The organism is Microtetraspora fusca (assembly GCF_001570365.1).
Lineage (GTDB): Bacteria > Actinomycetota > Actinomycetes > Streptosporangiales > Streptosporangiaceae > Microtetraspora > Microtetraspora fusca.
The window spans coordinates 48,682-72,454 of record NZ_BBYK01000046.1 but is presented as its reverse complement, the minus strand read 5'-3'; the positions used below and the strand labels follow the sequence as shown (position 1 = coordinate 72,454).

26 protein-coding genes and 1 pseudogene are annotated in these 23,773 nt (G+C 70.8%); 18 read left to right on the top strand and 9 right to left on the bottom strand.

The window, feature by feature from the left end; translation table 11 throughout:
- Positions 1-55 precede the first annotated feature (55 nt).
- A complete protein-coding gene (ffh, locus tag AWQ68_RS15715; RefSeq protein ID WP_066941025.1) occupies positions 56-1,603 on the top strand; it encodes a signal recognition particle protein in 1,548 nt (515 codons plus the stop codon).
- Between the two features lie 87 nt (positions 1,604-1,690).
- On the opposite strand, the gene AWQ68_RS15710 is transcribed toward ffh, so the two are convergent.
- The gene (locus AWQ68_RS15710; protein WP_066941024.1) at positions 1,691-2,353 is read right to left on the bottom strand and encodes a DUF4232 domain-containing protein; all 663 of its coding nucleotides are present in this window, start codon (positions 2,351-2,353) and stop codon (positions 1,691-1,693) included.
- 236 nt (positions 2,354-2,589) lie between these two features.
- Between AWQ68_RS15710 and rpsP the strand changes: the two genes are divergently transcribed.
- From rpsP to AWQ68_RS15665, 9 genes and pseudogenes are all read left to right on the top strand, one after another.
- Positions 2,590-3,048, top strand: coding sequence for a 30S ribosomal protein S16 (gene rpsP, locus AWQ68_RS15705; protein WP_066941022.1), 459 nt, complete (start codon positions 2,590-2,592; stop codon positions 3,046-3,048).
- Between the two features lies 1 nt (position 3,049).
- Positions 3,050-3,292, top strand: a complete 243-nt coding sequence (locus tag AWQ68_RS15700; RefSeq protein WP_066941020.1) for an RNA-binding protein — start codon at positions 3,050-3,052, stop codon at positions 3,290-3,292.
- Positions 3,293-3,378: 86 nt separating this feature from the next.
- Complete coding sequence (rimM, locus tag AWQ68_RS15695) at positions 3,379-3,897, top strand: ribosome maturation factor RimM (RefSeq protein ID WP_066941018.1); 519 nt, start codon at positions 3,379-3,381, stop codon at positions 3,895-3,897.
- A pseudogene (gene trmD / locus AWQ68_RS15690) lies at positions 3,898-4,755 on the top strand (tRNA (guanosine(37)-N1)-methyltransferase TrmD); the annotation flags it as partial.
- A 232-nt stretch (positions 4,756-4,987) separates the two neighbouring features.
- On the top strand, positions 4,988-5,353 hold the full coding sequence (gene rplS, locus AWQ68_RS15685) for a 50S ribosomal protein L19 (protein ID WP_066941015.1): 366 nt from the start codon (positions 4,988-4,990) through the stop codon (positions 5,351-5,353).
- A 110-nt stretch (positions 5,354-5,463) separates the two neighbouring features.
- The gene (lepB, locus tag AWQ68_RS15680) at positions 5,464-6,324 is read left to right on the top strand and encodes a signal peptidase I (protein WP_066941013.1); all 861 of its coding nucleotides are present in this window, start codon (positions 5,464-5,466) and stop codon (positions 6,322-6,324) included.
- Between the two features lie 16 nt (positions 6,325-6,340).
- Positions 6,341-6,934: a signal peptidase I gene (lepB, locus tag AWQ68_RS15675; protein WP_066941011.1), complete on the top strand. Its 594-nt coding sequence runs from the start codon at positions 6,341-6,343 to the stop codon at positions 6,932-6,934.
- 70 nt (positions 6,935-7,004) lie between these two features.
- Positions 7,005-7,730, top strand: coding sequence for a ribonuclease HII (locus AWQ68_RS15670; RefSeq protein WP_066941302.1), 726 nt, complete (start codon positions 7,005-7,007; stop codon positions 7,728-7,730).
- Between the two features lie 39 nt (positions 7,731-7,769).
- Positions 7,770-8,093: a DUF2469 domain-containing protein gene (locus AWQ68_RS15665; RefSeq protein ID WP_030511723.1), complete on the top strand. Its 324-nt coding sequence runs from the start codon at positions 7,770-7,772 to the stop codon at positions 8,091-8,093.
- Positions 8,094-8,609: 516 nt separating this feature from the next.
- On the opposite strand, the gene AWQ68_RS44960 is transcribed toward AWQ68_RS15665, so the two are convergent.
- Positions 8,610-8,942 carry a M23 family metallopeptidase gene (locus tag AWQ68_RS44960; RefSeq protein WP_245655933.1) on the bottom strand — a complete coding sequence of 111 codons (333 nt, stop codon included), beginning with the start codon at positions 8,940-8,942 and terminating at the stop codon, positions 8,610-8,612.
- Between the two features lie 230 nt (positions 8,943-9,172).
- Between AWQ68_RS44960 and AWQ68_RS44955 the strand changes: the two genes are divergently transcribed.
- Entirely contained in the window at positions 9,173-9,439 is a 267-nt protein-coding gene (locus AWQ68_RS44955) for a hypothetical protein (protein ID WP_245655932.1), read from the top strand.
- A gap of 175 nt (positions 9,440-9,614) precedes the next feature.
- Here AWQ68_RS44955 and AWQ68_RS45720 read toward each other — a convergent pair whose 3' ends face one another.
- The 6 genes from AWQ68_RS45720 to AWQ68_RS15625 form a co-directional block, all read right to left on the bottom strand.
- Positions 9,615-10,757: a tyrosine recombinase XerC gene (locus AWQ68_RS45720; RefSeq protein WP_084464041.1), complete on the bottom strand. Its 1,143-nt coding sequence runs from the start codon at positions 10,755-10,757 to the stop codon at positions 9,615-9,617.
- A gap of 48 nt (positions 10,758-10,805) precedes the next feature.
- Positions 10,806-12,008: a DNA-processing protein DprA gene (gene dprA / locus AWQ68_RS15645; RefSeq protein ID WP_084464040.1), complete on the bottom strand. Its 1,203-nt coding sequence runs from the start codon at positions 12,006-12,008 to the stop codon at positions 10,806-10,808.
- On the bottom strand, positions 12,008-13,573 hold the full coding sequence (locus AWQ68_RS15640) for a YifB family Mg chelatase-like AAA ATPase (protein WP_066941004.1): 1,566 nt from the start codon (positions 13,571-13,573) through the stop codon (positions 12,008-12,010). Before AWQ68_RS15640 ends, dprA begins: the two co-directional genes overlap by 1 nt.
- A gap of 1 nt (position 13,574) precedes the next feature.
- Positions 13,575-13,928, bottom strand: coding sequence for a YraN family protein (locus tag AWQ68_RS15635; protein WP_066941003.1), 354 nt, complete (start codon positions 13,926-13,928; stop codon positions 13,575-13,577).
- Between the two features lie 113 nt (positions 13,929-14,041).
- Complete coding sequence (locus AWQ68_RS15630) at positions 14,042-14,896, bottom strand: bifunctional 5,10-methylenetetrahydrofolate dehydrogenase/5,10-methenyltetrahydrofolate cyclohydrolase (RefSeq protein WP_066941001.1); 855 nt, start codon at positions 14,894-14,896, stop codon at positions 14,042-14,044.
- On the bottom strand, positions 14,893-15,546 hold the full coding sequence (locus tag AWQ68_RS15625) for a cyclodeaminase/cyclohydrolase family protein (RefSeq protein WP_245655931.1): 654 nt from the start codon (positions 15,544-15,546) through the stop codon (positions 14,893-14,895). The genes AWQ68_RS15630 and AWQ68_RS15625 overlap by 4 nt, the downstream gene beginning before the upstream one ends.
- Before the next feature lie 92 nt (positions 15,547-15,638).
- Here AWQ68_RS15625 and AWQ68_RS40850 point away from each other — a divergent pair, with 92 nt between their 5' ends.
- Entirely contained in the window at positions 15,639-17,015 is a 1,377-nt protein-coding gene (locus AWQ68_RS40850) for a CoA transferase (protein ID WP_084464039.1), read from the top strand.
- On the opposite strand, the gene AWQ68_RS15620 is transcribed toward AWQ68_RS40850, so the two are convergent.
- Positions 16,906-18,204, bottom strand: a complete 1,299-nt coding sequence (locus AWQ68_RS15620; RefSeq protein ID WP_084464038.1) for an MFS transporter — start codon at positions 18,202-18,204, stop codon at positions 16,906-16,908. The two genes, AWQ68_RS40850 and AWQ68_RS15620, sit on opposite strands and share 110 nt — an antisense overlap.
- A 70-nt stretch (positions 18,205-18,274) precedes the next feature.
- Between AWQ68_RS15620 and AWQ68_RS15615 the strand changes: the two genes are divergently transcribed.
- The 6 genes from AWQ68_RS15615 (at position 18,275) to AWQ68_RS15590 (ending at position 23,543) form a co-directional block, all read left to right on the top strand.
- The gene (locus AWQ68_RS15615; protein WP_066940996.1) at positions 18,275-18,919 is read left to right on the top strand and encodes an ArsR/SmtB family transcription factor; all 645 of its coding nucleotides are present in this window, start codon (positions 18,275-18,277) and stop codon (positions 18,917-18,919) included.
- Between the two features lie 283 nt (positions 18,920-19,202).
- Positions 19,203-20,114: a 30S ribosomal protein S2 gene (gene rpsB, locus AWQ68_RS15610; RefSeq protein WP_066940994.1), complete on the top strand. Its 912-nt coding sequence runs from the start codon at positions 19,203-19,205 to the stop codon at positions 20,112-20,114.
- A gap of 156 nt (positions 20,115-20,270) precedes the next feature.
- The gene (gene tsf, locus AWQ68_RS15605; protein ID WP_066940992.1) at positions 20,271-21,104 is read left to right on the top strand and encodes a translation elongation factor Ts; all 834 of its coding nucleotides are present in this window, start codon (positions 20,271-20,273) and stop codon (positions 21,102-21,104) included.
- Between the two features lie 138 nt (positions 21,105-21,242).
- Entirely contained in the window at positions 21,243-21,941 is a 699-nt protein-coding gene (gene pyrH, locus AWQ68_RS15600) for a UMP kinase (RefSeq protein ID WP_066941298.1), read from the top strand.
- 9 nt (positions 21,942-21,950) lie between these two features.
- On the top strand, positions 21,951-22,508 hold the full coding sequence (gene frr, locus AWQ68_RS15595) for a ribosome recycling factor (RefSeq protein WP_066940990.1): 558 nt from the start codon (positions 21,951-21,953) through the stop codon (positions 22,506-22,508).
- A 132-nt stretch (positions 22,509-22,640) separates the two neighbouring features.
- Positions 22,641-23,543, top strand: coding sequence for a phosphatidate cytidylyltransferase (locus tag AWQ68_RS15590; RefSeq protein WP_084464036.1), 903 nt, complete (start codon positions 22,641-22,643; stop codon positions 23,541-23,543).
- The last annotated feature ends 230 nt before the right edge of the window (positions 23,544-23,773 follow it).

The window sequence follows — 23,773 nt, the reverse complement described above, 5'->3', positions numbered from 1 at the left end:
CTAGTCTGGGGGGCGAGCTCTTTACCGTCCACTCGCTTCGAGGCTGGCCAAACACGTGTTCGAGACGCTTTCCGACCGGCTGACTTCGGTCTTCTCCTCCCTGAGGTCCAAGGGCAGGCTTTCCGACGCCGACATCGACGCGACCTGCCGCGAGATCCGCATCGCCCTGCTCGAGGCGGACGTCGCGCTGCCGGTGGTCAAGGCATTCGTCGCCCAGGTGAAGGAGCGGGCGCGCGGGTCCGAGGTCTCCCAGGCGCTGAACCCCGCCCAGCAGGTCGTCAAGATCGTCAATGACGAGCTGATCGAGGTCCTGGGCGGCGAGACCCGGCGGCTCCGCTACGCCAAGAACCCGCCGACCGTCATCATGCTGGCGGGTCTGCAGGGTGCCGGTAAGACGACCCTCGCGGGCAAGCTCGCCAGGTGGCTGCGCGACCAGGGGCACGCGCCGCTGCTCGTCGCGTGCGACCTGCAGCGCCCCAATGCGGTCCAGCAGCTCGCCGTGATGGCCGAGCGCGCGGGCGTCGCGGTCTACGCGCCCGAGCCCGGCAACGGCGTCGGCGACCCCATCGCCGTCGCCCGGCAGTCGTTGGACCACGCCACGCGGCAGCAGCACGACATCGTCGTCATCGACACCGCCGGCCGCCTGGGCATCGACCAGGAGATGATGAAGCAGGCCGCGGACATCCGCGACGCGGTCCGCCCCGACGAGGTGCTGTTCGTCGTCGACGCCATGATCGGTCAGGACGCGGTGACCACCGCCCAGGCGTTCATGGACGGCGTCGGCTTCGATGGCGTCGTGCTGACCAAGCTCGACGGCGACGCCCGCGGCGGTGCCGCGCTGTCGGTGCGGCACATCACCGGCCGTCCGATCATGTTCGCGTCCACCGGCGAGAAGATCGAGGACTTCGACGCCTTCCACCCCGACCGCATGGCCGGCCGGATCCTCGACATGGGTGACATCCTCACCCTGATCGAGCAGGCGCAGAAGACCTTCGACGAGGCCGAGGCCGCCAAGATGGCGGGCAAGCTCGCCTCCGGCGACGGCTTCACGCTCGACGACTTCCTCGAGCAGATGATGATGGTCCGCCGCATGGGCCCGATCAAGAACCTGCTCGGCATGATGCCCGGCATGGGGCAGATGCGCGATCAGCTCAACCAGGTCGACGACCGGGACCTCGACCGCATCGCGGCGATCATCCGCTCGATGACCCCGGGCGAGCGGCAGGACCCCAAGATCATCAACGGCTCGCGCCGGGCCCGCATCGCCAAGGGCTCCGGCGTCACGGTCACCGAGGTGAACAACCTCGTCGTCCGCTTCTTCGACGCGCAGAAGATGATGAAGCGCATGTCCCAGGGGCTGGGCATCCCCGGCCTGCCGGGCAGGGGCAAGGCGCAGAAGGCGCAGAAGGCCAAGAAGGGGCGCAGGGTCAGCGGCGACCCGCGCAAGGCCGGACAGGGCAAGCCGGGCGCCGTGCCCGCCGCGGACACGGACGCCGTGCCGGGGCTCGGCGCGCTGGGCCGGCTGGGCGCCGGTCAGCTCCCGCCGGGGCTGGAGCTGCCTCCGGGGTTCGACCCGTCCAAGCTGAAGTTCCCCAAGAAGTGACCCCGGCCGGGGCGCATCGCTGATCGCGTCCTCGGGTGGCCGTCCCGGACAGCCGGTTCGGCCCCCGAGACGGCCGGCGGGGGCCCGTCAGAGCGTGGTCCCCGGCTCCATCGGCCGGACGTCGATCTTCCCGTCGCCGCAGACTTCGGCGGTGAAGGGGATCTCCAGGTGCGCGACCTCGTCCGGCGGGATGATCATCAGCCGGGCCGACCGGGGACAGGAGGTCTCCGTCCCGGACGGCACCACGGTCCAGTGCAGGCGCGCGTGCGCCGCCGCTCCCGGCCGCAGCGTCACGCGGCGCGGCTGGACGGCCTCTCTGCGGGTCCTGGTGCGCAGGGCGTCCCCGCTGCCGTCGATCATGATCAGGCCCACGAACCCGTAGACCCAGCAGGTTCGGCTCCCGGTGTTGGTGAGCACCAGCGGCGCGTACCGCTGTCCCGCCCCCGCGTCGGTCGTGCCGACGCGCGCCCTCAGCGTGCCGGTACGGCACCGCCCCACCGGAGCGGCGGCGGGGGCCGCCGGGGGAGCGGCGTGAGCCGCCGGGGCGGAGGCGTCCGCGGGCCCCGCCGACCCGGGCGTGGCCGTCCGTTCCGCGGCCATGGCCGCCGCGGCCGCCGTGGACGGAACGTCGGAGCGCCCGGAGGAGCCGGACGTCCGGGAAGCCGCGGAGCCGCAGGCGGCGGAGAGCAGGAGGCTCGCCGCCACCGCCGAGGCGGCCGCCGCGCGGGAGGTGCGGTTGGTTCGCTGCATGTCATGTTCGATGCTTGGCCGCAGCGTTTTGTTCAGGGCTTTCTCCAGGTCCGCAAGCGGCCGGGACGACGCCGAGCACCCTGGATCGTCTGGCAGAATGTCATGTTGGAACATCGTGGCCAGGCGGGTGCCCTCTCACCCCCGCCGGTCGCGCCTGTCCCTCGAGCGGGCTCATGTCGTGCCCCACTCGATGTGACACCGCTCACCCACGCTCTGAAGCAGGAGAGACCACACCCGTGGCAGTCAAGATCAAGCTCAAGCGGCTCGGCATGATCCGCAACGCGCAGTACCGCATCGTCGTCGCCGACAGCCGCACCAAGCGTGACGGCCGGGCGATCGAGGAGATCGGTCTGTACCACCCGAAGGAGAACCCCTCGCGCATCGAGGTCGACTCCGAGCGGGCGCAGTACTGGCTGGGCGTCGGCGCGCAGCCGACCGACCCGGTCCTGAAGATCTTCAAGCTCACCGGCGACTGGCAGAAGTTCAAGGGCGAGCCCGCCCCGGCGCCGCTCCTGGTCGCCGAGCCGAAGCCCGACCGTCACGCCCTTTACGAGGCCGCGGCCAAGGAGGCGCTGTCCGGTGACACCGCCGCCGCCACCACGCCCAAGAAGGCCAAGAAGACCGTGAAGGCCGACGAGGCCGCCGACGTCACCGAGGCCCCGGCCGGCGAGGAGAAGTCGGAAGGCGAGGCCTGAGGTGCTCGAGGAGGCCCTCGAGCATCTGGTCAAGGGCATCGTCGAGCATCCCGACGACGTCCGGGTTCGCGCCCGCCGCATCCGCACCGGGCGCGTCCTCGAGGTCCGGGTTCATCCCGACGACCTCGGCAAGGTCATCGGCCGCGGGGGCCGTACGGCCAAGGCGTTGCGCACCGTCGTGAACGCGCTCGCCGACGGCAAGTACGTCCGGGTCGACCTGGTCGACCTGAACGAGGCCCGTTAACCCGTTAAAGAGAACCTCACAGCCGGGGGACCCTCGCCAGGGGGTCCCCCGGCTTGCTTTCCGGCGCGATCGGAGGAAGACGAGAAGTGCAGCTAGTCGTTGGCAGGATCGGCCGACCGCATGGGGTCCGCGGTGAGGTCACCGTCGAGGTGCGCACCGACGATCCGGAGCTGCGCTTCGCCCCGGGTACGGCTCTCGCCACCGACCCCGCCTCCGCCGGGCCGGTGGAGGTCGAGGGTGCCCGTTGGCACAAGGACATCCTGCTGCTCAGCCTGGTCGGTGTGGACGACCGCGACGCCGCCGAGGCGCTGCGCGGGACGCTGCTCGTGATCGACTCGGCCGAGCTGCCGCCGTCGGAGGACCCCGACGAGTTCCACGACCACCAGCTCATCGGGCTCTCCGTGGTCACCGTGGACGGCGATCCGGTGGGCGAGGTCGCCGACGTGCTGCATCACGGCCAGGACCTGCTCGTCGTGCGCCGCCCGTCCCGCGGCGAGGCGTACGTGCCGTTCGTCAAGGCGCTGGTCCCCGAGATCGACCTGGAGAAGGGCGTGCTCGTGGTGGACGCGCCTCCCGGGCTGCTGGACCTCGACGAGGCCGAGTAAATGCGCGTCGACATCATCTCGATCTTCCCGGAGTACTTCGCTCCGCTGGACGTCTCGCTCATGGGCAAGGCGCGTGACCGCGGCATCCTCGACATCCACCTCCACCAGCTCCGCGACTGGACGCACGACGTGCACCGGACCGTGGACGACACGCCGTACGGCGGCGGCCCCGGCATGGTGATGAAGCCCGAGGTCTGGGGCGAGGCGATCGACGCGGTCATCGCCGAGGCCCTCGCCGGGGGAGCCGACGCCGCCGGACCGTCCGTGACGGGCGCCGGGGAAGCGCGTGACGACCTGGGTGTCCCGGGAGGAGCCGGCGACGAGGCGGCGCACGAGGGTCTCCTCCTGCCGCGGATGATCGTGCCGACGCCGAGCGGGCGGTCGTTCACCCAGGAAGTGGCGCTGGAGTACGCCAAGGAGCCCTGGCTGCTGTTCACCCCGGCCCGCTACGAGGGCATCGACTCCCGCGTCATGGTCGAGTACGGCTCCCGCCTGCGGGTGGACGAGGTGAGCATCGGCGACTACGTCCTCGCCGGCGGCGAGGCGGCGGTGCTGGTCATGGTCGAGGCCGTCGGCCGGCTGCTGCCCGGCGTGCTCGGCAACGCGGCCTCGGTGGCGGACGACTCGTTCGCGCCGGGCGCGATGGAGAACCTGCTCGAAGGCCCCGTCTACACCAAGCCGCCCTCCTGGCGTGGCCAGGACGTGCCGGAGATCCTCCTGTCCGGGCACCACGGGAAGATCGCCCGCTGGCGCCGCGACGAGGCGCTGCGCCGTACGGCGGCGAAGCGGCCCGAACTGCTCGCCCGGCTCGATCCGGAGGGCCTCGACAAGCGTGACCGGCAGGTTCTCGACGAGATCCACGGGCAGGCGGACACGTCCGGCGGATGACCGGATGCGCGCTTCGTTTCGCGTGACGGCCGAAGATGTGGCAAACTGAATCGCTGCTGCTCACTTCACCGTGGCGGCGCACGGCCGGGCGGAGATCCGGCCCCCAAGACGTATCAAGCCAAGCGCGCGTGTCCCCCTCGTCGCCGAGCCCGGCTCGGCCGGGTGGACCTCCGTGCGCTCATGTCAATGAGGAACCGCTGTCATGCACACGCAGATCCAGGAGCTCGAGAAGGCTGCCCTCCGCAGCGACGTACCGGCTTTCCGCCCCGGTGACACGCTGGAGGTCCACGTCCGCGTCGTCGAAGGCAACCGGTCCCGTATCCAGGTGTTCAAGGGCTTCGTGCTGCGCCGCCAGGGTGGCGGTTCCCGCGAGACCTTCACCGTCCGCAAGATCAGCTACGGCGTCGGCGTCGAGCGCACCTTCCCGGTGCACAGCCCGGTCATCGAGAAGATCGTGGTCGTGACCCGCGGTGACGTCCGTCGCGCCAAGCTCTACTACATGCGCGACCTGCGCGGCAAGGCCGCCCGCATTCGCGAGAAGCGCGAGGCCATGCCGGCCGCCAAGTAAGGCGATCGACATGGTGGCCCGTACCCCCGTGGTGCGGGCCATTTTCTTTTCCGTGCCTATGTCGCGTCGGCGACGGTCACGGTCAGGGACATCATCTAGGCTCGACAGCGATGACTAGCGAGACGCCGGGTGCAGGCACGCGCCGCCCCGCCGAGGACGGGGTGGACGTGGTCGCGGAAGACACCCAGCAGGCCGCCGGAGACGGCAAGGAGAAGAAGGGCTCCTTCTGGAAGGAGCTCCCGGTTCTCATCGTGGTCGCCCTTGTGCTGGCCTTGCTCATCAAGTCCTTCGTGGTCCAGGCGTTCTACATCCCGTCCGAGTCGATGGAGAACACCCTGCTGGTCAACGACCGGGTCCTGGTCAACAAGCTCGTCTACCACGTGCGCGACATCGAGCGCGGCGACACGGTGGTCTTCTCCGGGGTCGATTCCTGGGAGGGCGAGGTGCCCCAGGAGAAGCCGTCGAACCCCGTCACCGGGTTCTTCCGCTGGGTCGGCACCTCGTTCGGCCTGATCCCGGGCGAGAAGGACTACATCAAGCGGGTCATCGGGGTCCCCGGCGACACGGTGAAGTGCTGCGACGTCCAGGGACGGATCACCGTCAACGGGACGCCACTCGACGAGAAGTCCTACCTCTATCCCGGCGACGCGCCCTCGCTGTCGAACTTCGAGGTCAAGGTGCCGCAGGGGCGGCTCTGGGTGATGGGCGACCACCGGTCCGTCTCGCTGGACTCGCGGTCCCACCAGGGCGACCCGGGTGGCGGCACCATCCCCATCGACCAGGTGATCGGCCGGGCCTTCGTCATCGTCTGGCCGTTCGATCGGGCCAAGGTCCTGCCCATCCCCGAGACCTTCAACCAGCCCGCGCTGCACGCCGTCGGAGCGCTGGGCGACGCCGCGCCGGCGGTCCTTGGTTTCGTGGGCGCCGTCCCTCTCGCGGCCCTTAGACGTCGCCTACGCGTAAGGCGGTAACCTGCCGCAGGTGACCATGACCGAAGAGAAGGATCCCCCCGCCAAGAAGTCTTCCGGCTGGCGCGACTCCATCCTGTTCACCCTCGGCGGCATCATCCTGGCCGTGCTCGTGCACCTGTTCGTGATGCAGTCGTTCTACATCCCGTCAGGGTCGATGGAGAACACGCTGCTGATCAACGACAGGGTCGCGGTGAACAAGCTCGCCTACGTCTTCGGCGATGTGGAGCGCGGCGACATCGTGGTCTTCAAGGGGTGGGACGGCGAGGACACCATCAAGCGGGTGATCGGCGTCGGCGGCGACACGGTGAAGTGCTGTGACGCCAAGCGCCGGATCACGGTGAACGGGACGCCGCTCGACGAGGAGAACGTTTACCTCTATCCCGATGTCTATCCTTCCAAGCAGCGGTTCGAGGTGAAGGTTCCCCCGGGCCGCGTCTGGTTGATGGGCGACCACCGGAACAACTCCCGTGACTCGCGTGAGTACATCGATGATCCGTACAAGGGAACCATCTCCGAAGACGACCTGGTCGGCCGGGCGTTCATCCGGTATTGGCCGTTCTCCCGTTTCGGCCTGCTCTCACGGCCGGAGACGTTCTCCAAGGTTCACTGATCGGCGGCGTCGTGCCCGTCGGCCGCTGCCGTACCGCCCGGACGGAATGGGGCGTACGCTGCTGTTCGTCATGACAGTTGCGTATCGCCCGCGCCCGAGCGTCGTCCGGCGGGATTCGGGACTTTACGGCTACGAGCGGGCACTGGCCCGGCGAGGGTTCACGCCGGTCGCCGGCGTGGACGAGGCCGGGCGTGGCGCCTGCGCCGGACCGCTGGTCGTGGCCGCGGTCGTCCTCGGACGCGACATCGACGGGCTGAGCGATTCCAAGCTGCTCACGCCCGCCAGGCGCGAGCGGCTGTTCGACCTGATCGAGGCCAGGGCGCGGGCGGTGAGCGTCGTCGTCATCCCGCCCGAGGAGATCGACGCCCGTGGACTGCACAGGAGCAATGTCGCCGGCATGCGGCGCGCCGTCGCGGGTCTCGGCATCGACGTGGGATATGTGCTGATCGACGGCTTCCCCGTGCCGGGGCTGCCCGCGCCGTCTCTGGCGATCTGGAAGGGAGATCAGGTGGCCGCGTGCGTCGCGGCGGCCTCGATCGTGGCGAAGGTGACTCGGGACCGGCTGATGCGCTCTCTGGACGACGCCCATCCCGAGTACGGCTTCGCGGTACACAAGGGATACGTGACGCCGGGCCACCGGAGGGCGCTGGCCGCGCACGGTCCCACTTCGCATCACCGGTTCTCCTTCGTGAACGTCACCGGGACGCGGACGGGTGTCACCGTCGTGGTGCGTCGCGGTCTGACCGGGGAGGATGAGGAGATGCGAGAGAATGGAGCGGAGGCCGGTGTCGTCTGACCGCGCGGCCTTGGTGGGGTGCGAAACAGGAGGACCGGAATGAGCGCAGAGGATCTCGAAAAGTACGAGACCGAGATGGAGTTGCAGCTCTACCGGGAGTACCGCGACGTCGTCGGGCTCTTCACCTACGTCGTCGAGACCGAGCGGCGCTTCTATCTCACCAACTCCGTCGATCTCGACGTACGCACCGCCGAGAACGGTGACGTCTTCTTCGACGTGAAGATGCAGGACGCCTGGGTCTGGGACATGTACCGGCCCGCCAGGTTCGTGAAGAACGTCCGGGTTGTGACGTTCAAGGACGTCAACGTCGAAGAACTGGCCAAGCCGGACCTCGAAATGCCCAAGGAGGGCTTCTCCAGCTGACGACCGCTCCGTCGGCCCGCCACGGCCGCCACGGACGGCAACTCCGTGCGGGGCCAATTGCGGTTGGCACCCTTGCGGGTGCAGTCACGGACGTACGTATGCGGGGCCAGTCACGGGGGCACCGGTGCGAGGGCAGTCACGGACGGCAACCCCGTGCGGGGGCAATCGCGCTTGGCAACGGTGCGAGGGCAGTCACGGACGGCACCGTGCACCCGTGTGATGCGGGGCCAGTCGCGGACGGTACCCAGTGTGAGCCCACTCACGGAGGGCACTCCGTGTGGTGCGGGGCCAGTCAGGGAGGGCACCTTGTGCGGGGTCGGCCACGGCCCCGCCCACGGGTGGCTCCTGCCTCTATGGCACGGCAGGGGGCCACTCCCGACACGGCGAGCGCCGCACAGGGCGTCGGCATCATCAACCCGAGCCGCGAGTGCCGGATGCGGCGCATGCTCGCCGATTCGATCCGCGCCGGTGGCTGGTGCGTGCTGCGGGAGGACGAGGCGGTACTCGCCTCAGATCTCATGCGGCAGTGGGATCTCGGGTCGGCAGCAGTCGGACCTGGCCGAACCCGAGCAACAGCAGGGGATCCAGATAGACGTTTCCGCGCAGCAGGCCCCAGTGCAGGCAGGGGACCGGGCAATGGCCGGGAAGATCCTCGGCGACCCCCAAGGGGGTGCCGCTCTCCACTGCCTGGCCAGGGCGGACCGAGGCTCGGACAGGTAGGTACGTGGTTCGCAACCCGTCGGGGTGGATCACGGTCACGACCCCGCGCCCGGCCAGTTTGCCGGCGTATCCGACAACGCCCGGCCCGGCTGAACGGACCGTCTCGCCGGGCAGGGCCTCGATGTCCACCCCTCGATGCCCGGCCAGCCACCGTTCCGGAGGCGGCTGAAACCGCCTGACCAGAACGGGGCGGCCCGACAGTGGCCACCGCCACCGCGGCGGGTCTCCCACGCCGTGAGCCGAGCCCGACCACGGCTCCGATGACGGTGGTGACCGCAGCGCCGACCACGGTGCGGATGAGGACGGTGCCCACGGGGGCGACCATGCCACCCGTGAGGGGCGTGACGAGGTGAGCGGCCGTGACGGTTGTGACGACAAGGCCGACCACAGCCCCGGCGATGGTGCTGACCACGAGGGTGACCACGGTGCCGCTGACGATGGTGTCCGCAGGAGTGACCACGCCAGCCATGAGGACTGTGAGGTCGGGGCTGACCACAGTGGCCGTGACGGCGACGACAAGGCCGGCCACGGCCGCGACGGGGGTGGCGACCATGAGCGCGGCGGTGCCGCTGACGACGGTGACCATGAGGATGACCAGGGACGCCATGAGGAGAGTGACGGCTTGAGCGGCCATGACCATGGTGGCCATGAAGGCGGTGAGGACGACGGTGACCACAGGAGAAGGGCCGTCATCACGGTCAGCAAGCGCATGGAGGCAGCGTGGCATCGGCGCGCGCTGTGCTCTCCAGCCGAACCACGTTCTGTGGATAACGCGGTTATCCGTGACGTAGCCGTCGGCAATCAGGCGCGGGGGTGGGCCTGCCGGTAGACCTTGCGCAGCCGTTCGATCGAGACATGCGTGTAGATCTGGGTGGTGGCCAGCGACGCGTGGCCCAGCATCTCCTGGACGGTACGAAGGTCCGCTCCGCCTTCCAGGAGATGGGTGGCGGCGGTGTGCCGTAGCCCGTGCGGCCCCATGTCGGGGACGTCCTCGAGTTCGGCGAGTCGGGCGTGCACGACCCTCCGGACAGTCCCCTGGTCGATCCGGCCGCCGCGCACTCCGAGGAACAGGGCGGGTCCGCTGCCCTCTTGGAGCAGCAATGGCCTCCCGCGTACGCACCAGGCGTCCAAGGCACGGAGGGCGGGCAGGCCGAACGGTACGACCCGTTCCTTGCGTCCCTTGCCGAGGACGCGCACGGTGTTGCGGTCGCGGTCCACGTCGTCCACGTCGAGTCCGCACAGCTCACCGACCCGCATTCCGGTGGCGTAGAGCAGTTCGAGCATGGCGATGTCCCGCAGCTCTTTGGGGCCGTCGGCGGCTCGCCGCGCTCCGGTTCCCTCCGGGTGCGGCGCCCCGCGGTGTTCGCGATCGTTCGTGCGACGGACCCCCAGGGAAGGCGCTGACTCGTCGGTGATCGGCTCCACGGAGGCGGAGGCGGAGGCGGGGGCGCCCCCGGCGGTTGTGGCGGGTGTGGAGACGGCCGACGGTGTCCCGGTGGGCGAGGAGGGCCGGCCCCGGGCCGCGTCGTTTCGGTCCAGCAGCGCCCTGGCCTCGTCCTGGTCGAGAACGACGGGCAGGCGACGGGGCGACTTGGCCGTGCCCAAGAGCAGGCCGGGGTCGGTCGCCATCCAGCCACGGCGATGGCAGAAGGCGGTGAAGACGCGCGCGCAGGCGGAGCGACGTGCCAGCGTCGCTCGCGAGCGCCCGGCCTGGTGCTGCCCGCCGAGCCACTCGCGAAGGACGGTGATGTCCAGGGCGTCGAGCGAGTCGTGCCCTGCCTCGCGGAAATGTCCGAGCAGCGCGGTGACATCCCCCATGTACGCGCGAACGGTGTGCGGGGAGAGGTCCCGTTCCACCCGCAGGTGCCGTTCGAACTCGGCAATCACGCTCTCGAACGCCCCGCTCGGACTGGGGAGAGCGCGGGATCTCGCGCCGTCGGCCATGCGCCTCATGGTAACCAGCTGCCCCGGCCGTGATCTCGATCACCTGATTCACCCGTCCTGTTCCCGACGCAGCCGCCAACCGCGGTCGCCGTGTTCCACGAAACCGGCGACGGCGAGCGCGCCGAGGCAGCTCAACGCGGTGGAGAGGTCCACTCCCGCCGAGACCGCGATCGCCGCGGGGCCCGCGCCCACGCGGGTGGGAACCGCTTCCAGCACCCGTCTGGTCTCGTCGTTCAGCGCATCACGCGGATGGGCGGGGCCGCGCCGTACCAGGGCGAGGTCGCCGCCGATGGTCCCGACGAGTTCGGTGATCTCCTGCACCGAGGTCACGCAGACGGCGCGTCCCTGCCGGATGAGATCGTGGCAGCCCTCGGACACCTCCGATGTGATCGGCCCGGGGACCGCCATCAGATGCCGGTTCAACTCGTTGGCGTGGGTCGCGGTGTTCAGCGCCCCGCTGCGGACGGCGGCCTGCACCACCACGGTGCCCCGGGACAACGCGGCGATCAGGCGGTTCCTGACCAGGAAGCGTGGCCGCGTCGGACGGGAGCCCATGGGGACCTCACTGATCATCACACCCTGAGACCGCACCACCTGGAACAGGTCCTGATGGGCTGTGGGGTAGCAGACGTCCGTGCCGCTGGCGAGGACGACGACGGTCGGCATCCCGCTCGCGAGCGCGCCACGATGGGCCGCGGCGTCGATGCCGTACGCGCCGCCGCTGATCACGGTCCACCGCCTGTCTCCGAGCCCGGAGGCCAGTTCGGACGCCACCTGCACGCCGTATGCCGTGGCCGCCCGCGCTCCGACGACGGCGACGGAGCGAAGGCAGGCGAACCGCAGGTTGACCGTGCCGTGGAGCCAGAGCCCGTACGGGCGGCGGTCGCCGAGGTCGTCGAGCTGGGTGGGCCACTCCGGATCGCCTGGGACGACCAACCGGGCCCCCTGCTCGCGCCCGTCGGCGAGGTCGCGAACGGGGTCGGCGTAGCGGGCCACCCACGACGCGGCGAGCCGATCCAGTGTGGGCGGGCGGCCCGCGGCCCGGGCACGGCCGATCTCCTCAGAGACGAACTCCGCAGGGAGGACGCCGCGCTGTGCCTGAGCCGCCGCCGCCACGGCGCCGTAGCGCGCGATCAGTCTGCCCATCACCTGATCGCCGGGCTCGGCCATCCGCATGATGGCGACGCGGGCCAGGATCTCCGCTTCCGGGACATCGTCCGTCCGGGCGTCGTGGGCGAGGTCGGCGACCATCAGTCCACCCCCAGCCACATCGCGAGAGCGGCCGACGTGTCGGACTCGTCGGGGCGGTCCTTGCCCGCCAGATCGGCGATCGTCCAGGCCACCCGGATGACGCGATCGACACCGCGAGCGCTCAGCGTGCCGAGATCAAGGCCCTTGTGCAGGGGCGCGAGCGCCCTGGCGGGCAGCCGGAAGTCAGTGTGCAGCGCCGCCGAGCTGACCTCCGCGTTGTTGCGCCATGGCGTGCCCACGAGGCGTTTGAGCGCGCGTTCGCGCGCCGACCGCACTCGCTCGGCGACGGTCCTGCTCGACTCGGCGACATGCCGGTCCGCCATCAGCTCGGCGCGGGTGGCACGGGCGACCCGCACCTTCACGTCGATCCGGTCGAGCAGCGGACCCGAGAGCCTGGCCAGATAGCGCCTGCGCGCGGTGGGCGTGCAGCGGCAGGGGTGGCCGGGCGTGCCCGCCTCGCCGCAGGGACACGGGTTGGCGGCGAGTACGAGCATGAACTGGGCGGGGAACGTCACCGTGCCGGCCGCGCGGGCCACCGTCACCGTGCCGGACTCGAGAGGCTGGCGCAGCGAGTCGAGAACGCTGGTCGAGAACTCCGGCGCCTCGTCCAGGAAGAGGACCCCCTGGTGCGCGAGGGACACCGCGCCGGGCCGTACGAGACCGCTGCCTCCGCCCACGACGGCCGCGACCGTGGCGGTGTGGTGCGGCGCCACGAAGGGCGGCCGATCGAGCAGCGGCCGGTCGGGCGGCAGCGTGCCCGCCACGGAGTGGATCGCCGTGGCCTCCAGAGCCTGCTCGCGCTCCAGAGGCGGGAGAAGCGTCGGCAGCCGCTCGGCCAGCATGGTCTTGCCGGTGCCGGGAGGGCCGAGCATCCACAGGTTGTGACCACCGGCCGCGCACACCTCAAGCGCCTTGCGCCCCGTGGCCTGGCCCGCGACGTCGCGGAGGTCGAGACGGGGACGGCCGTCTTCACCGCCGCTCTCGCCCGCGCGCCGGGCGTCGCCGGGCGTCGGCGAGGGCGCGGCGATGGTCGCCGGCAGCCGGTGCGGCTCGTCCTCGCGGAGCCGCTCCACCAGCTCGGCCAGGCTCCCCACGGACAGCACGGCGAGCTCGGGGACCAGCGCCGCCTCGGTCGCGTTCAGCGCAGGCACGACGATCGTGCGGGCTCCCGCCCGCGCCGCCGCCAGCGCGGCGGGGAGCACGCCGCGCACCGGGCGGACCCTGCCGTCCAGCCCCAGCTCGCCGAGGAAGAACGGCTGGGCGATGCGTTGCGCGGGAACCGCCCCCGCGGCGCCGAGTACGGCGATCGCGATGGCGAGGTCGAAGATCGAGCCTCGCTTGGGCAGGCTGGCGGGGAACAGGCTGACCGTGATCCGCGCGTCCGGCCACTCGAAACGGCTGTTGAGCAGGGCGGACCTGACCCGGTCACGGGCCTCGTTGATGGCGGTGTCCAGCAGGCCGATGAGATGCGTCCCCGCCAGCCCGTGGCCGACGTCCGCCTCGACCTCGACGGTGTGTCCGGTGACGCCGATCAACGTGACGCACCTGGTGCGTGCCACGGCCATGTCAGACCACCCCGCGCTCGTGCCGGATGGCGAAGTCGCCGGCGAACCGCTCCAGGGCGATCACGTCAACGCGTACGGATTCGAAACGCTCCTCCTGCTCGGCCAGCCAGCGGGCGGCGAGTGACCGCAGGCGGTGGAGCTTCGCCCGGCCGACCGCTTCATAGGCCGTGCCGTGGCTGCGTCCCGAGCGGGTCTTGACCTCGACGACGACCAGCGCGCGGCCGTCGCGCGCCACGATGTCGATCTCGCCGGCCTTGCACCGCCAGTTGCGGGCGAGGACGGACCAACCCCTGGATCTCAGAAACTCCGCGGCGAGCTCCTCGCCCTGCCTGCCCAGCTCGTCTTTGGCCGCCATGGGACCACCTCCGGTCCCAGACGTTCGCTCATCCGGGCCGGGCGCCGAGGGCGGCCGGGCCGATCTGTGGAAACTCCTCGGCCTGTGGACAACGGCTCGTCCGGCGCCCGGTGCTACGACTGCCGCAAGGTGCTCGCGGCCTGGACGGTGTGCGCCAGCAGGAGGGCGGTCGTCACCGGCCCCACGCCGCCCGGCACCGGCGTCAGCGCCCCGGCCTTCTCGCCGACGGACGCGGCGTCCACGTCCCCGACCAGTCCGCCGTCCTCGGTGGGGTTGGTGCCCACGTCGACGACTACGGCGCCCGGCGCGACGTGGTCGGCCGTGATCAGCCCGATCCGGCCGGCCGCGGCCACCACCACGTCGGCCGCGGAGGTGACCGCGGCGAGATCCCTCGTACGCGAATGGCACACGGTCACGGTGGCGTTCCGGTCCAGCAGGAGGTGGGTGGCGGGCTTGCCCACCACGGTGGAGCGGCCCACCACCGCCACGTGCCGACCGGTCGGCTCGACCCCGTGGTGCTCCAGGATCCGTACGACGGCTTCCGCGGTCGCCGGGGCGAACGCGGGCAGACCGGCGGCCAGCCGCCCCAGGGAGAGGGGGTTGGCACCGTCCACGTCCTTGTCGAAGCGGATCGCGAGGGCCATCTCCTGGGCGTCGACTCCCGGCGGCAAGGGGGTCTGCAGGATGACGCCGTGGACGCGATCGTCGGCGCTGAGAGCGTCGAGCGTGCGGCGGATCTCCGGGCCGGTCGCCTCCCGGCCGAGGTCCACGATGTCGCAGGTGATGCCCACCTGTTCGGCGGCACGCGCGATCGAACGGACGTACCAGGCGCTGGACTCGTCGGCGGTGGCGACGACGACGGCGAGTGTCGGCGCGGTCCCGGCGGCGCTCAGCCGCGCGGCCTCGGCCGCGGTCTCGGACCTGATCGCGGCAGCGAGTTCCCTGCCGGAGAGGACGGCGGCGGTCACTTCGCGATCTCCTCGCGTACGGCGGCGGTCACCCGGTCGGCGCGAAGGGCGATGTCGTCGACCGTGGCGGCCCGGGCCGCCAGCTCCGCCCGCGCCGTCTCATCCTTGATGCCGCCGAGGTTGATCTCGACGTTCACCCGGGCGGTGGTCGCCGCCGCCCGGGCCGCCTCCGCGGCGGCGGCGATGTCCGTGACGACGTTGCGGTTGCCGATCGGGAGCAGCTCCTCGGCCAGCTCTACGACCGCCCGGGCGACGCCGATCACCTCGGCCGGCGGCCTGCCCGCCTCGATCAGAGCCGCCGCGATGGCGGCGGATCTGGCGGCTTTCGCCTCGTCGGTGTCCCTGGGCAGCTTGTACGCGTCGGCGACGGCGGTGAACGCGGCCGCGTCCTCCCCGGCGAGCCGCAGCGCCGCGTTCCGCAGGCCGTCCGTCTCGGAGATGGCGCGCTCGACAGCCGCCCGGTGGTCGGCGTACTTCTCGCCCGTGCTGTAGCGGGCCACCATCCCCAGCAGGGCGGCGGCGTTCGCGGCGTGCAGGGCGGCGACCGCCCCGCCGCCGGGAGCCGGTACGCGGTCGGCGAGCCGGGTCAGGAAGTCGCTGATCTTCTCGTCGCGCATGAGCGCTCGTCCTCCGTCAGGAATGGTCACCACGCGCGGGAAATCCTCCCACGTGCCGCTCGGCGGGCGACGACAACGGCCTCGCGTCGGGAGGACACTGTCATGGACGGCCAAGAGGGGGTCCGGTGACGGAAAAGCTGATCAAAAGCCTCGGCGAGGAGGTCGGAGTCGGGCTCCCCGATGTACGGATCTCCGGGGTGGAACCTGGGCTGCCGTCGGTGTTCCGCCTCGCCACGGCCGCCGCCGTGAGCGTGGGGGCGGTCACCGCCGCAGTGGCGCGGTACAAGGCGCCGGAGCGGACACCGCGAGAGGTGAGTGTCGACGTGCGGCACGCCGCCGCCGCGTTCATGAGCGAGCGGCACTTCCGGATCGACGGCGAGGAGATCGGCCTGTGGGCGCCCCTTTCGGGCGATTACCGGACGTCCGACGGCTGGGTCCGGCTGCACTGCAACTTCGATCACCACCGGGAGGCCGCGCTCAGAGCGCTAAGGCTCCCGCCTGACGCCGGCCGAGACGCCGTCTCCCGGGCCTGCGAGAGCCGTACGAGCGTGGAGATCGAGGACGCAGTGATCCGCGAGGACGGATGCGCGGCCGCCATGCGCAGCCGGAAGGAGTGGCTGGCCCACCCGCAGGCCGAAGCGGTGGCCCGTACGCCGCTGGTCGCGCTCTCGCGCCTCGATTCCACGGGGCCCTCTCCGGACAGGGCCGCACGCACGGGTAGCCGTCCCCTGGACGGAGTACGGGTGCTCGACCTGACCAGGGTGATCGCGGGTCCGGTCGCGGCGCGGATCCTGGCGGCGCATGGCGCGGAGGTGCTCCGCGTCGGGGCCGCGCATCTGCCCGAGGTGCCCGGGTTGGTGGTGGAGACGGCGTTCGGGAAGCGGTCCTGCCACATCGACCTGCGGACCGAGGCGGACACGCTGCGCGAGCTGGTACGGCAGGCCGACGTGGTCATCCAGGCGTACCGTCCCGGGTCACTCGCCGAGCGAGGGTTCGGGCCGGAAGAGCTCGCCGGGCTGCGGCCGGGCGTGGTGTGCGTCGAGATCTCCGCGTACGGCTCGCGCGGCCCATGGGGGCGGCGCAGGGGGTTCGACAGCCTCGTCCAGATGGCGTGCGGCATCGCCCACGAAGGCGGCGACGGGACCCGCCCGTCTCCCTTGCCGTGCCAGGCGCTCGACCACGCCACCGGGTATCTGGCCGCCTTCGGCGCCGTGGCCGGGTTGCTCCGCCGTAGAGACGAGGGGGGTTCCTGGCGGGTGGAGCTGTCCCTCGCCAGGACCGCGCGGTGGCTGGATGAACTCGGCAGGATCGACCGCGCCGAGTCCGCGGACGGCGAGCCCGGGCTCGGGGTGGACGATCTGCTGGAGCGCATGGACAGCGCGTTCGGCCCGCTCACGTATGTGAGGCCGCCGGGTCGGATTGAGGGTGCTGAGCCGTACTGGGCGAGTCCTCCGCCGCGGCCGGGCGAGCACCTCGCCGGATGGGCGACAGCCACAGGCTGACGATGCAGAGCAGCGACCCGGCCGCGCAGACCCAGAGCGCGGGACGCAGCCCGAGCAACTCGCCGAGCACGCCTCCGAGAATGCCGCCCAGGGCCATCACTCCCTGGGTGGCGAAGTTCGTCGTGGCGTTGACCCGGCCGAGCAGCCCGTCGGGCGCCTCCCGCATGGTGACCGAGCCGGCGCACACGCTGTAGGACACGACGGCCACGCCAGTGATCACCTCGGCTCCGGCGATCTGGCAGAGGGCGAGCCAGAGCGGGCCGCCCGCTCCCGCCGTCGCGGCGAACCCGAGAGGGAAGAAGAGCACGGAGCCGAGGAGCACCTTGTTCTCGCCGAACCTGGCGGCCAGCCGGGACGCGAGCACGGCGCCGATCAGGCCGCCGACGCCGAAGCCGATCGCCGCGACGCCCACCAGAGGCGCGGGCAGTCCCAGGATGTTCACCGCGAAGAGGACGTAGAGCGCCATCTCGGCCGCGCCGAGCACGTTCACGATCATGCCGGTCATGCAGAGCGCGCGCAGGACGGGGTGGTTCACCAGGACGCGCATGCCCTCGCCGATCTCCCGGGCCAGCCCGCGCTTCGCGGTCGCGGCGGCGTTCTCGGGGGTCCGGATCGCCCGCAGGCAGACGGCGGACACCAGGAACGTGATCGCGTTGACCACGACCGCGACGGGCGCGGTGAGCAGGGCGACCAGCATGCCCGCCAGACCGGGCCCGCCCATCTGGGCCACGGAGAAGACCGACTGGAAGCCCGCGATGGCCGCGGTCCGCTGCGGCGCGGCGACCACGGTGGCGAGGTGCGGCGTGTTGAAGGTGCGGAACACCACTGTGCACATGCCGATCGTGAACGCGACGGCGATCAGCCAGGGGATGGTCAGCAGCCCGCCGAGCCAGGCGAGCGGCACCGACAGCGCCGTGAGGCCGGAGATCAGCTCGCACGCGACCATCACGGGCCTGCGGCGGGCCACGCGATCGGCCATCGCACCGGACGGCAGGCCGACCAGCAGGAACGGGAACGTCGAGGCGGCCGCGAGCACGCCCATCTCGATCGGGGACGCGTCCAGCGTCACGGCGGCCGTGAGCGGCACGGCCAGCTTGGCGACCTCGCTCCCGGTCTCGGAGATGGCGCGGGCGGACCAGAGGAGCCGGTAGTCCCGCTGGCGGCGAAGGGGGATCAGGGGAGTCGTCACAACTGTGAAGGTAATCCTTCATAACTGTGAAAGCAATACTTCACATCTCATGGGCTGTAGGTTCGGAGGCATGGCGAGCTCATGGCCGGAAGGGGCCCGACAGGTCACCGATGCCCGCGTGTTGCGCGCGCTGGCGCATCCCGCGCGGCTGGCCATCCTGAGCCGGCTCCAGACGGAGGGACCCGCGACCGCGACCGAGTGCGCGGAGGTCGCCGGGCTGTCCCCGAGCGCCTGCAGCTACCACCTGCGGCAACTGGCCAAGCACGGGTTGGTCGCCGACGCGCCTCCGCGGGGAGACGGCAGAGAGCGCGTCTGGCGGGCGCTCCAGCCCGGCTGGGGATTTGATTCGTCGGGGGACGAGGCCCCCGATCTCGTCGACGCGCAGAACGCCGTGATCGACACGGTGCTGGCGGAGGCGAACCGGCGGCTCGGCGACTACTTCGCCCAATCGGAGCGCGAGTCCCTGGAGTGGAGGAACTCCGCCTGGCTCACCCACACGGTGCTGCGGGTGGACGCCGAGGAGCTGCGGGAGATCGCGGAGCGGATCAGCGCGGTGATCGATCCCTACCGCGTGACCGAGCGTCCCGCCGAGGACGCGCCGACCGGCGCCCGGCTCGCGGAGCTCCACCTCCGGATGTTCCCCCGAGCGCCCCGCAGGCAGCCGTCGCAGGCCGCCCCGCTCCCCGGCGGCGAGGAGGGGCAGGAGCCCTCCTGACTCGCTGGAATGGGTGCTCGCGCCGCCGTCGCGGGGCCGGTCGCGCGAGGGGCGATTCGCTCGCGATCGCCCTGGGTGGCGGTGTCCGAGGCGGTCAAGTCCCCGGTCATCCGAAGGGACGGATCCAGGTAGACTGTTCGACGGCCTGCGGCATGCGGGCCGAATACGCACGCCCATTCACGAGTCGTCCCATCGGTCCGGTTCCTCCGGCTGGAACGACTCGGGGCGTCAGGGCGGGGGCAGTGGGCTCCCGCACGGAACCGAGTTCTGGAGGACCATCACCATGGCCCCTGTCGTCACCATGCGACAGCTGCTCGAGAGCGGCGTTCACTTCGGCCACCAGACCCGTCGGTGGAACCCGAAGATGAAGCGCTTCATCTTCACCGAGCGCAACGGCATCTACATCATCGACCTGCAGAAGTCGCTCTCGTTCATCGACCGAGCGTATGACTTCGTGAAGGAGACCGTCGCGCACGGCGGCTCCATCATGTTCATCGGCACGAAGAAGCAGGCTCAGGAGTCCATCGCCGAGCAGGCCTCGCGTGTCGGCATGCCGTACGTGAACCAGCGCTGGCTCGGTGGCATGCTCACCAACTTCTCGACCGTGCACAAGCGGCTGCAGCGTCTGAAGGAGCTCGAGGAGCTCGACTTCGACAACGTGGCCAGCTCGGGGCTCACCAAGAAGGAGCTCCTGATGCGCCGCCGTGAGAAGGAGAAGCTGGAGCGCACGCTCGGCGGCATCCGGGACATGGCCCGCGTCCCCAGCGCCATCTGGGTCGTGGACACCAAGAAGGAGCACATCGCGATCAACGAGGCCAAGAAGCTTGGCATCCCGGTCGTCGCGATCCTGGACACCAACTGCGACCCCGACGAGGTCGACTACCCGATCCCGGGTAACGACGACGCCATCCGCGCCGTCAGCCTCCTCACCCGCGTCATCGCCGACGCGGTCGCCGACGGCCTCATGACCCGCGCCGGCGCCGGCCGCGGTGACGAGAAGCCGGCGGGCGTCGCCGCCGCCGAGCCGCTGGCCGAGTGGGAGCGCGAGCTCCTCGCCGGCTCCGGCGAGAGCGCCGAGGCTCCGGCCGAGGCCGCCGCCGAGACCCCGGCTGCCGAGGCTCCGGCCGCCGAGACCCCGGCCGCCGAGACCCCGGCCGCCGAGACCCCGGCCGCCGAGGGCGAGCAGCAGGCCTAGTCCCCGGCCCGGTACGGCCCCGCCGTACGACGCCGAAGGCTCCACAGGGTGGGCGTGTCCGCCGGACGCGCCCACCCCGTCCACGAGAAAACTGATCTCACGCCGACTCTGGGATCAGGAACGACTTCCCATCAGGGTTCCGAAGAGGAAAGAACAATGGCTTCCGTGAACATGGCCGACGTCAAGCGGCTTCGCGAGCTGACCGCCGCCGGCATGATGGACTGCAAGAAGGCGCTCGAGGAGTCCGAGGGCGACTTCGACCGCGCCGTCGAGATCCTGCGCCTCAAGGGCGCCAAGGATGTCGGCAAGCGCGAGGCCCGCACCGCCTCCAACGGGCTCGTCGCCCTCAAGCAGGAGGGCGACTCCGCCGCCGCTCTGCTTGAGCTCAACTGCGAGACCGACTTCGTGGCCAAGGGTGAGCGCTTCCAGGAGCTCGCCGCCGACGTCGTCGCGCACATCCTCGCCACCCGGCCGAGCGACGTCCCGACCCTGCTCGAGTCGGAGCTGAACGGCAAGAGCGTCAAGGAGCTGCTCGACGAGGCCAACGCCGCGCTCGGCGAGAAGATCGAGATCCGTCGCTTCTCGGTGCTGGAGGGCGGCTACGTCGGCGCCTACATGCACAAGACCGACCCGCAGCTCCCGCCGGCGGTGGGCGTGCTCGTCCAGCTCGACACCCCGAACGCGGACGTGGCCAAGGACATCGCCCAGCACGCCGCCGCGATGGCCCCCAAGTTCCTCAGCCCGACCGAGGTTCCGGCCGACGTCATCGCCAAGGAGCGCGCGCTCTTCGAGGAGATGACCCGCGAGGAGGGCAAGCCCGAGGCCGCCATCAGCAAGATCGTCGATGGCCGGGTCAACGGCTGGTACAAGGACTTCACGCTGCTGGAGCAGGCGTTCGTGAAGGACAACAAGAAGAGCGTGGGCAAGTACGCCGATGAGGCGGGCGTCAAGGTTCTGGCCTTCACCCGCTACAAGGTCGGCCAGGCTTAGGCTGGGACACGACCCAGAAAAGCCAGGAGCCAATTGACCCGCAGAATCACCGAGGAGGCCGCCGTCGTGCAGGAGAACACCCAACCCGCTACGCCGGCGGCTTCGTCGCAGCACGGCCCGTTGCGCTGGAAGCGGGTGATGCTGAAGCTGTCAGGTGAGGCGTTCGCCGGAAGCGAGCCGCTCGGCATCGATCCGGCCGTGGTCGCCCAGCTCGCCGACTCCATCGCCGAGGCCGTCCGCGAGGGCGTCCAGGTCGCGGTGGTCGTCGGCGGGGGCAACATGTTCCGGGGCGCGGCCCTGTCGGAGCGCGGCATCGACCGCGGCCGGGCCGACTACATGGGCATGCTCGGCACCGTGATCAACTGTCTCGCCCTGCAGGACTTCCTGGAGAAGCGCGGCATCGACACCCGCGTGCAGACCGCGATCACGATGCAGCAGGTCGCCGAGCCGTTCCTGCCGCGCCGCGCGATCCGGCACCTGGAGAAGGGCCGAGTGGTCATCTTCGGCGCCGGGCTCGGGTCCCCGTTCTTCTCCACGGACACCTGCGCCGCGCAGCGCGCCCTGGAGGTCGGCGCCGAGGCGCTGCTCAAGGGCACCCAGGTTGACGGAGTGTACGACTCCGACCCGCGCAAGAACCCCGACGCCGTCCGGTTCGACCGGCTCGAATACGGTGAGGTGTTGACGCGGGGTCTCGGAGTCATGGACGCCACGGCGATCAGCCTGTGCATGGACAACGGCCTGCCCATCGTGGTTTTCGACCTGATGGGAGACGGGAACATCCTGCGGGCGGTCCGCGGTGAGAAGATCGGCACGCTGGTGAGTCCGGCAGGGAAATAGGGAGCCGCTGTGATCGACGAAACCCTCCTCGAGGCCGAGGAGAAGATGGACAAGGCGGTAACGGTCGCCAAGGAAGACTTCGCGGGCATCCGCACCGGCCGTGTCACGCCCTCGATGTTCAACAAGATCAACGTGGACTACTACGGATCGCCGACCCCGATCCAGCAGCTCGCGTCGTTCCACGTCCCCGAGGCCCGCATGGTCCTCATCCAGCCCTACGACAAGGGCGCGATGACCTCGATCGAGAAGGCCATCCGGGACAGCGACCTCGGTGTCAACCCCGGCAACGACGGCGCCGTGATCCGCGTCGTGTTCCCCGAGCTGTCGGAGGAGCGCCGCAAGGAGTACATCAAGGTCGCGCGCAACAAGGCCGAGAACAGCAGGGTCTCCGTGCGGAACATCCGCCGCCACGCCAAGGAGGTCCTCGACAAGCTGGTCAAGGACGGCGAGGCCGGTGAGGACGAGGTCCACCGCGCGGTGAAGGAGCTCGACGACCTGACCCAGAAGCACGTCGCCAAGATCGACGAGCTGCTGAAGCACAAGGAAGCCGAACTGCTGGAAGTCTAGGCACCGCCTGGGCACAGCCGTGATCCTTGTGCCGTGCTGTTCCCACGAACAGCGCGGCACAAGGATCACGTGTATAGGGAGTAGAACGCGTTGGACGGAACGGCTGCTGGCGACCGAGGATCGGCCGAGGACATGAGCGCCTCCTCCAGCGACGGTCGGAACACGCCGCGGAACGGGTCACCCGGCGGCTCGCCCAACGGATCCGCGCCCGCGCCGGCGCCGGGCGGCGGCCGCACCGGGCGCAACCTGCCGGTCGCGGTCGCGGTCGGCCTGGCGCTCGGCGCGCTGGTCATCGGCTCGCTGTACGTCGTCAAGGTGGTCTTCCTCGTCGTGGTCGCGGCGGCCGTGGGGCTGGGCGTCCATGAGCTGGTCCGGGCGCTCGCCGCCCGCGACGTGCGGGTTCCGCTCATCCCGCTGCTCGCCGGTATGGCCGCCATGCTGGGCGGCGCGTACTGGGGCGGGCCGGTGTCCCTCGTCGGGGCCTTCGCGGTGACCGTGATGGTGCTGCTGGCCTGGCGTATGTTCCAGGGCATCGACGGCTATGTCCGCGACGCCACCGGCAGCGTGTTCGTCGCCGTCTACCCGTCGTTGCTCGCCGGGTTCGTCCCGCTGCTGCTCGTCCCGGAGGACGGCCCGCACCGCGTGATCATCTTCATCGCTGTCACGGTCAGCAGTGATATCGGGGGATATTTCGCGGGAATTCTCTTCGGCAAGCACAAGATGTCGCCGGTCGTCAGCCCCAAGAAGACCTGGGAAGGCTTCGCCGGCTCCGCCGTCGCCTGCGTGGTGGCGGGCGCGCTGCTCGTCCACTTCCTGCTCGACGGGGCGTACTGGCAGGGCGCGGTGCTTGGCGCGGCGGCGGTGGTCTGCGCCACCCTGGGCGACCTGATCGAGTCCGTGGTCAAGCGGGACCTCGGCATCAAGGACATGGGCACGTTGCTGCCCGGCCATGGCGGCGTGATGGATCGGCTCGACTCGCTGCTCTTCACGGTGGTCCCCATATGGCTGCTGCTGCAGCTGTTCGTCCCCGCCTGACGGAGATCCGCCTGATGGAGATCCGCCCGGCGGTTCCGCGTCGCCCCCGCAGGTAAGCTACGAGGACGCCCGGCGACGGCCGCTCCGCACGCGGCCCTTCCCTGACGGGAGCACCCCCGAGGCGTCGCCCGGCGCCCCAGGCCGGGACCGCCGTGCCGTGCGTCGCGCGGGGTCCCCGCGGGTCGCCCGAGGTCCGGCGGACGAGACGAACGAGAGATCGGAAGTGACCA

Coding starts and splice junctions, on each gene's coding strand:
- AWQ68_RS15710 (WP_066941024.1), bottom strand. CDS start 2,353: ATGCAGCGAACCAACCGCACCTCCCGCGCGGCGGCCGCCTCGGCGGTG.
- rplS (WP_066941015.1), top strand. CDS start 4,988: ATGCACACGCAGATCCAGGAGCTCGAGAAGGCTGCCCTCCGCAGCGAC.
- lepB (WP_066941013.1), top strand. CDS start 5,464: ATGACTAGCGAGACGCCGGGTGCAGGCACGCGCCGCCCCGCCGAGGAC.
- lepB (WP_066941011.1), top strand. CDS start 6,341: ATGACCGAAGAGAAGGATCCCCCCGCCAAGAAGTCTTCCGGCTGGCGC.
- AWQ68_RS15670 (WP_066941302.1), top strand. CDS start 7,005: ATGACAGTTGCGTATCGCCCGCGCCCGAGCGTCGTCCGGCGGGATTCG.
- AWQ68_RS15665 (WP_030511723.1), top strand. CDS start 7,770: ATGAGCGCAGAGGATCTCGAAAAGTACGAGACCGAGATGGAGTTGCAG.
- AWQ68_RS45720 (WP_084464041.1), bottom strand. CDS start 10,757: ATGGCCGACGGCGCGAGATCCCGCGCTCTCCCCAGTCCGAGCGGGGCG.
- dprA (WP_084464040.1), bottom strand. CDS start 12,008: ATGGTCGCCGACCTCGCCCACGACGCCCGGACGGACGATGTCCCGGAA.
- AWQ68_RS15640 (WP_066941004.1), bottom strand. CDS start 13,573: ATGGCCGTGGCACGCACCAGGTGCGTCACGTTGATCGGCGTCACCGGA.
- AWQ68_RS15635 (WP_066941003.1), bottom strand. CDS start 13,928: ATGGCGGCCAAAGACGAGCTGGGCAGGCAGGGCGAGGAGCTCGCCGCG.
- AWQ68_RS15615 (WP_066940996.1), top strand. CDS start 18,275: ATGGCGAGCTCATGGCCGGAAGGGGCCCGACAGGTCACCGATGCCCGC.
- rpsB (WP_066940994.1), top strand. CDS start 19,203: ATGGCCCCTGTCGTCACCATGCGACAGCTGCTCGAGAGCGGCGTTCAC.
- tsf (WP_066940992.1), top strand. CDS start 20,271: ATGGCTTCCGTGAACATGGCCGACGTCAAGCGGCTTCGCGAGCTGACC.
- pyrH (WP_066941298.1), top strand. CDS start 21,243: ATGCTGAAGCTGTCAGGTGAGGCGTTCGCCGGAAGCGAGCCGCTCGGC.
- AWQ68_RS15590 (WP_084464036.1), top strand. CDS start 22,641: ATGAGCGCCTCCTCCAGCGACGGTCGGAACACGCCGCGGAACGGGTCA.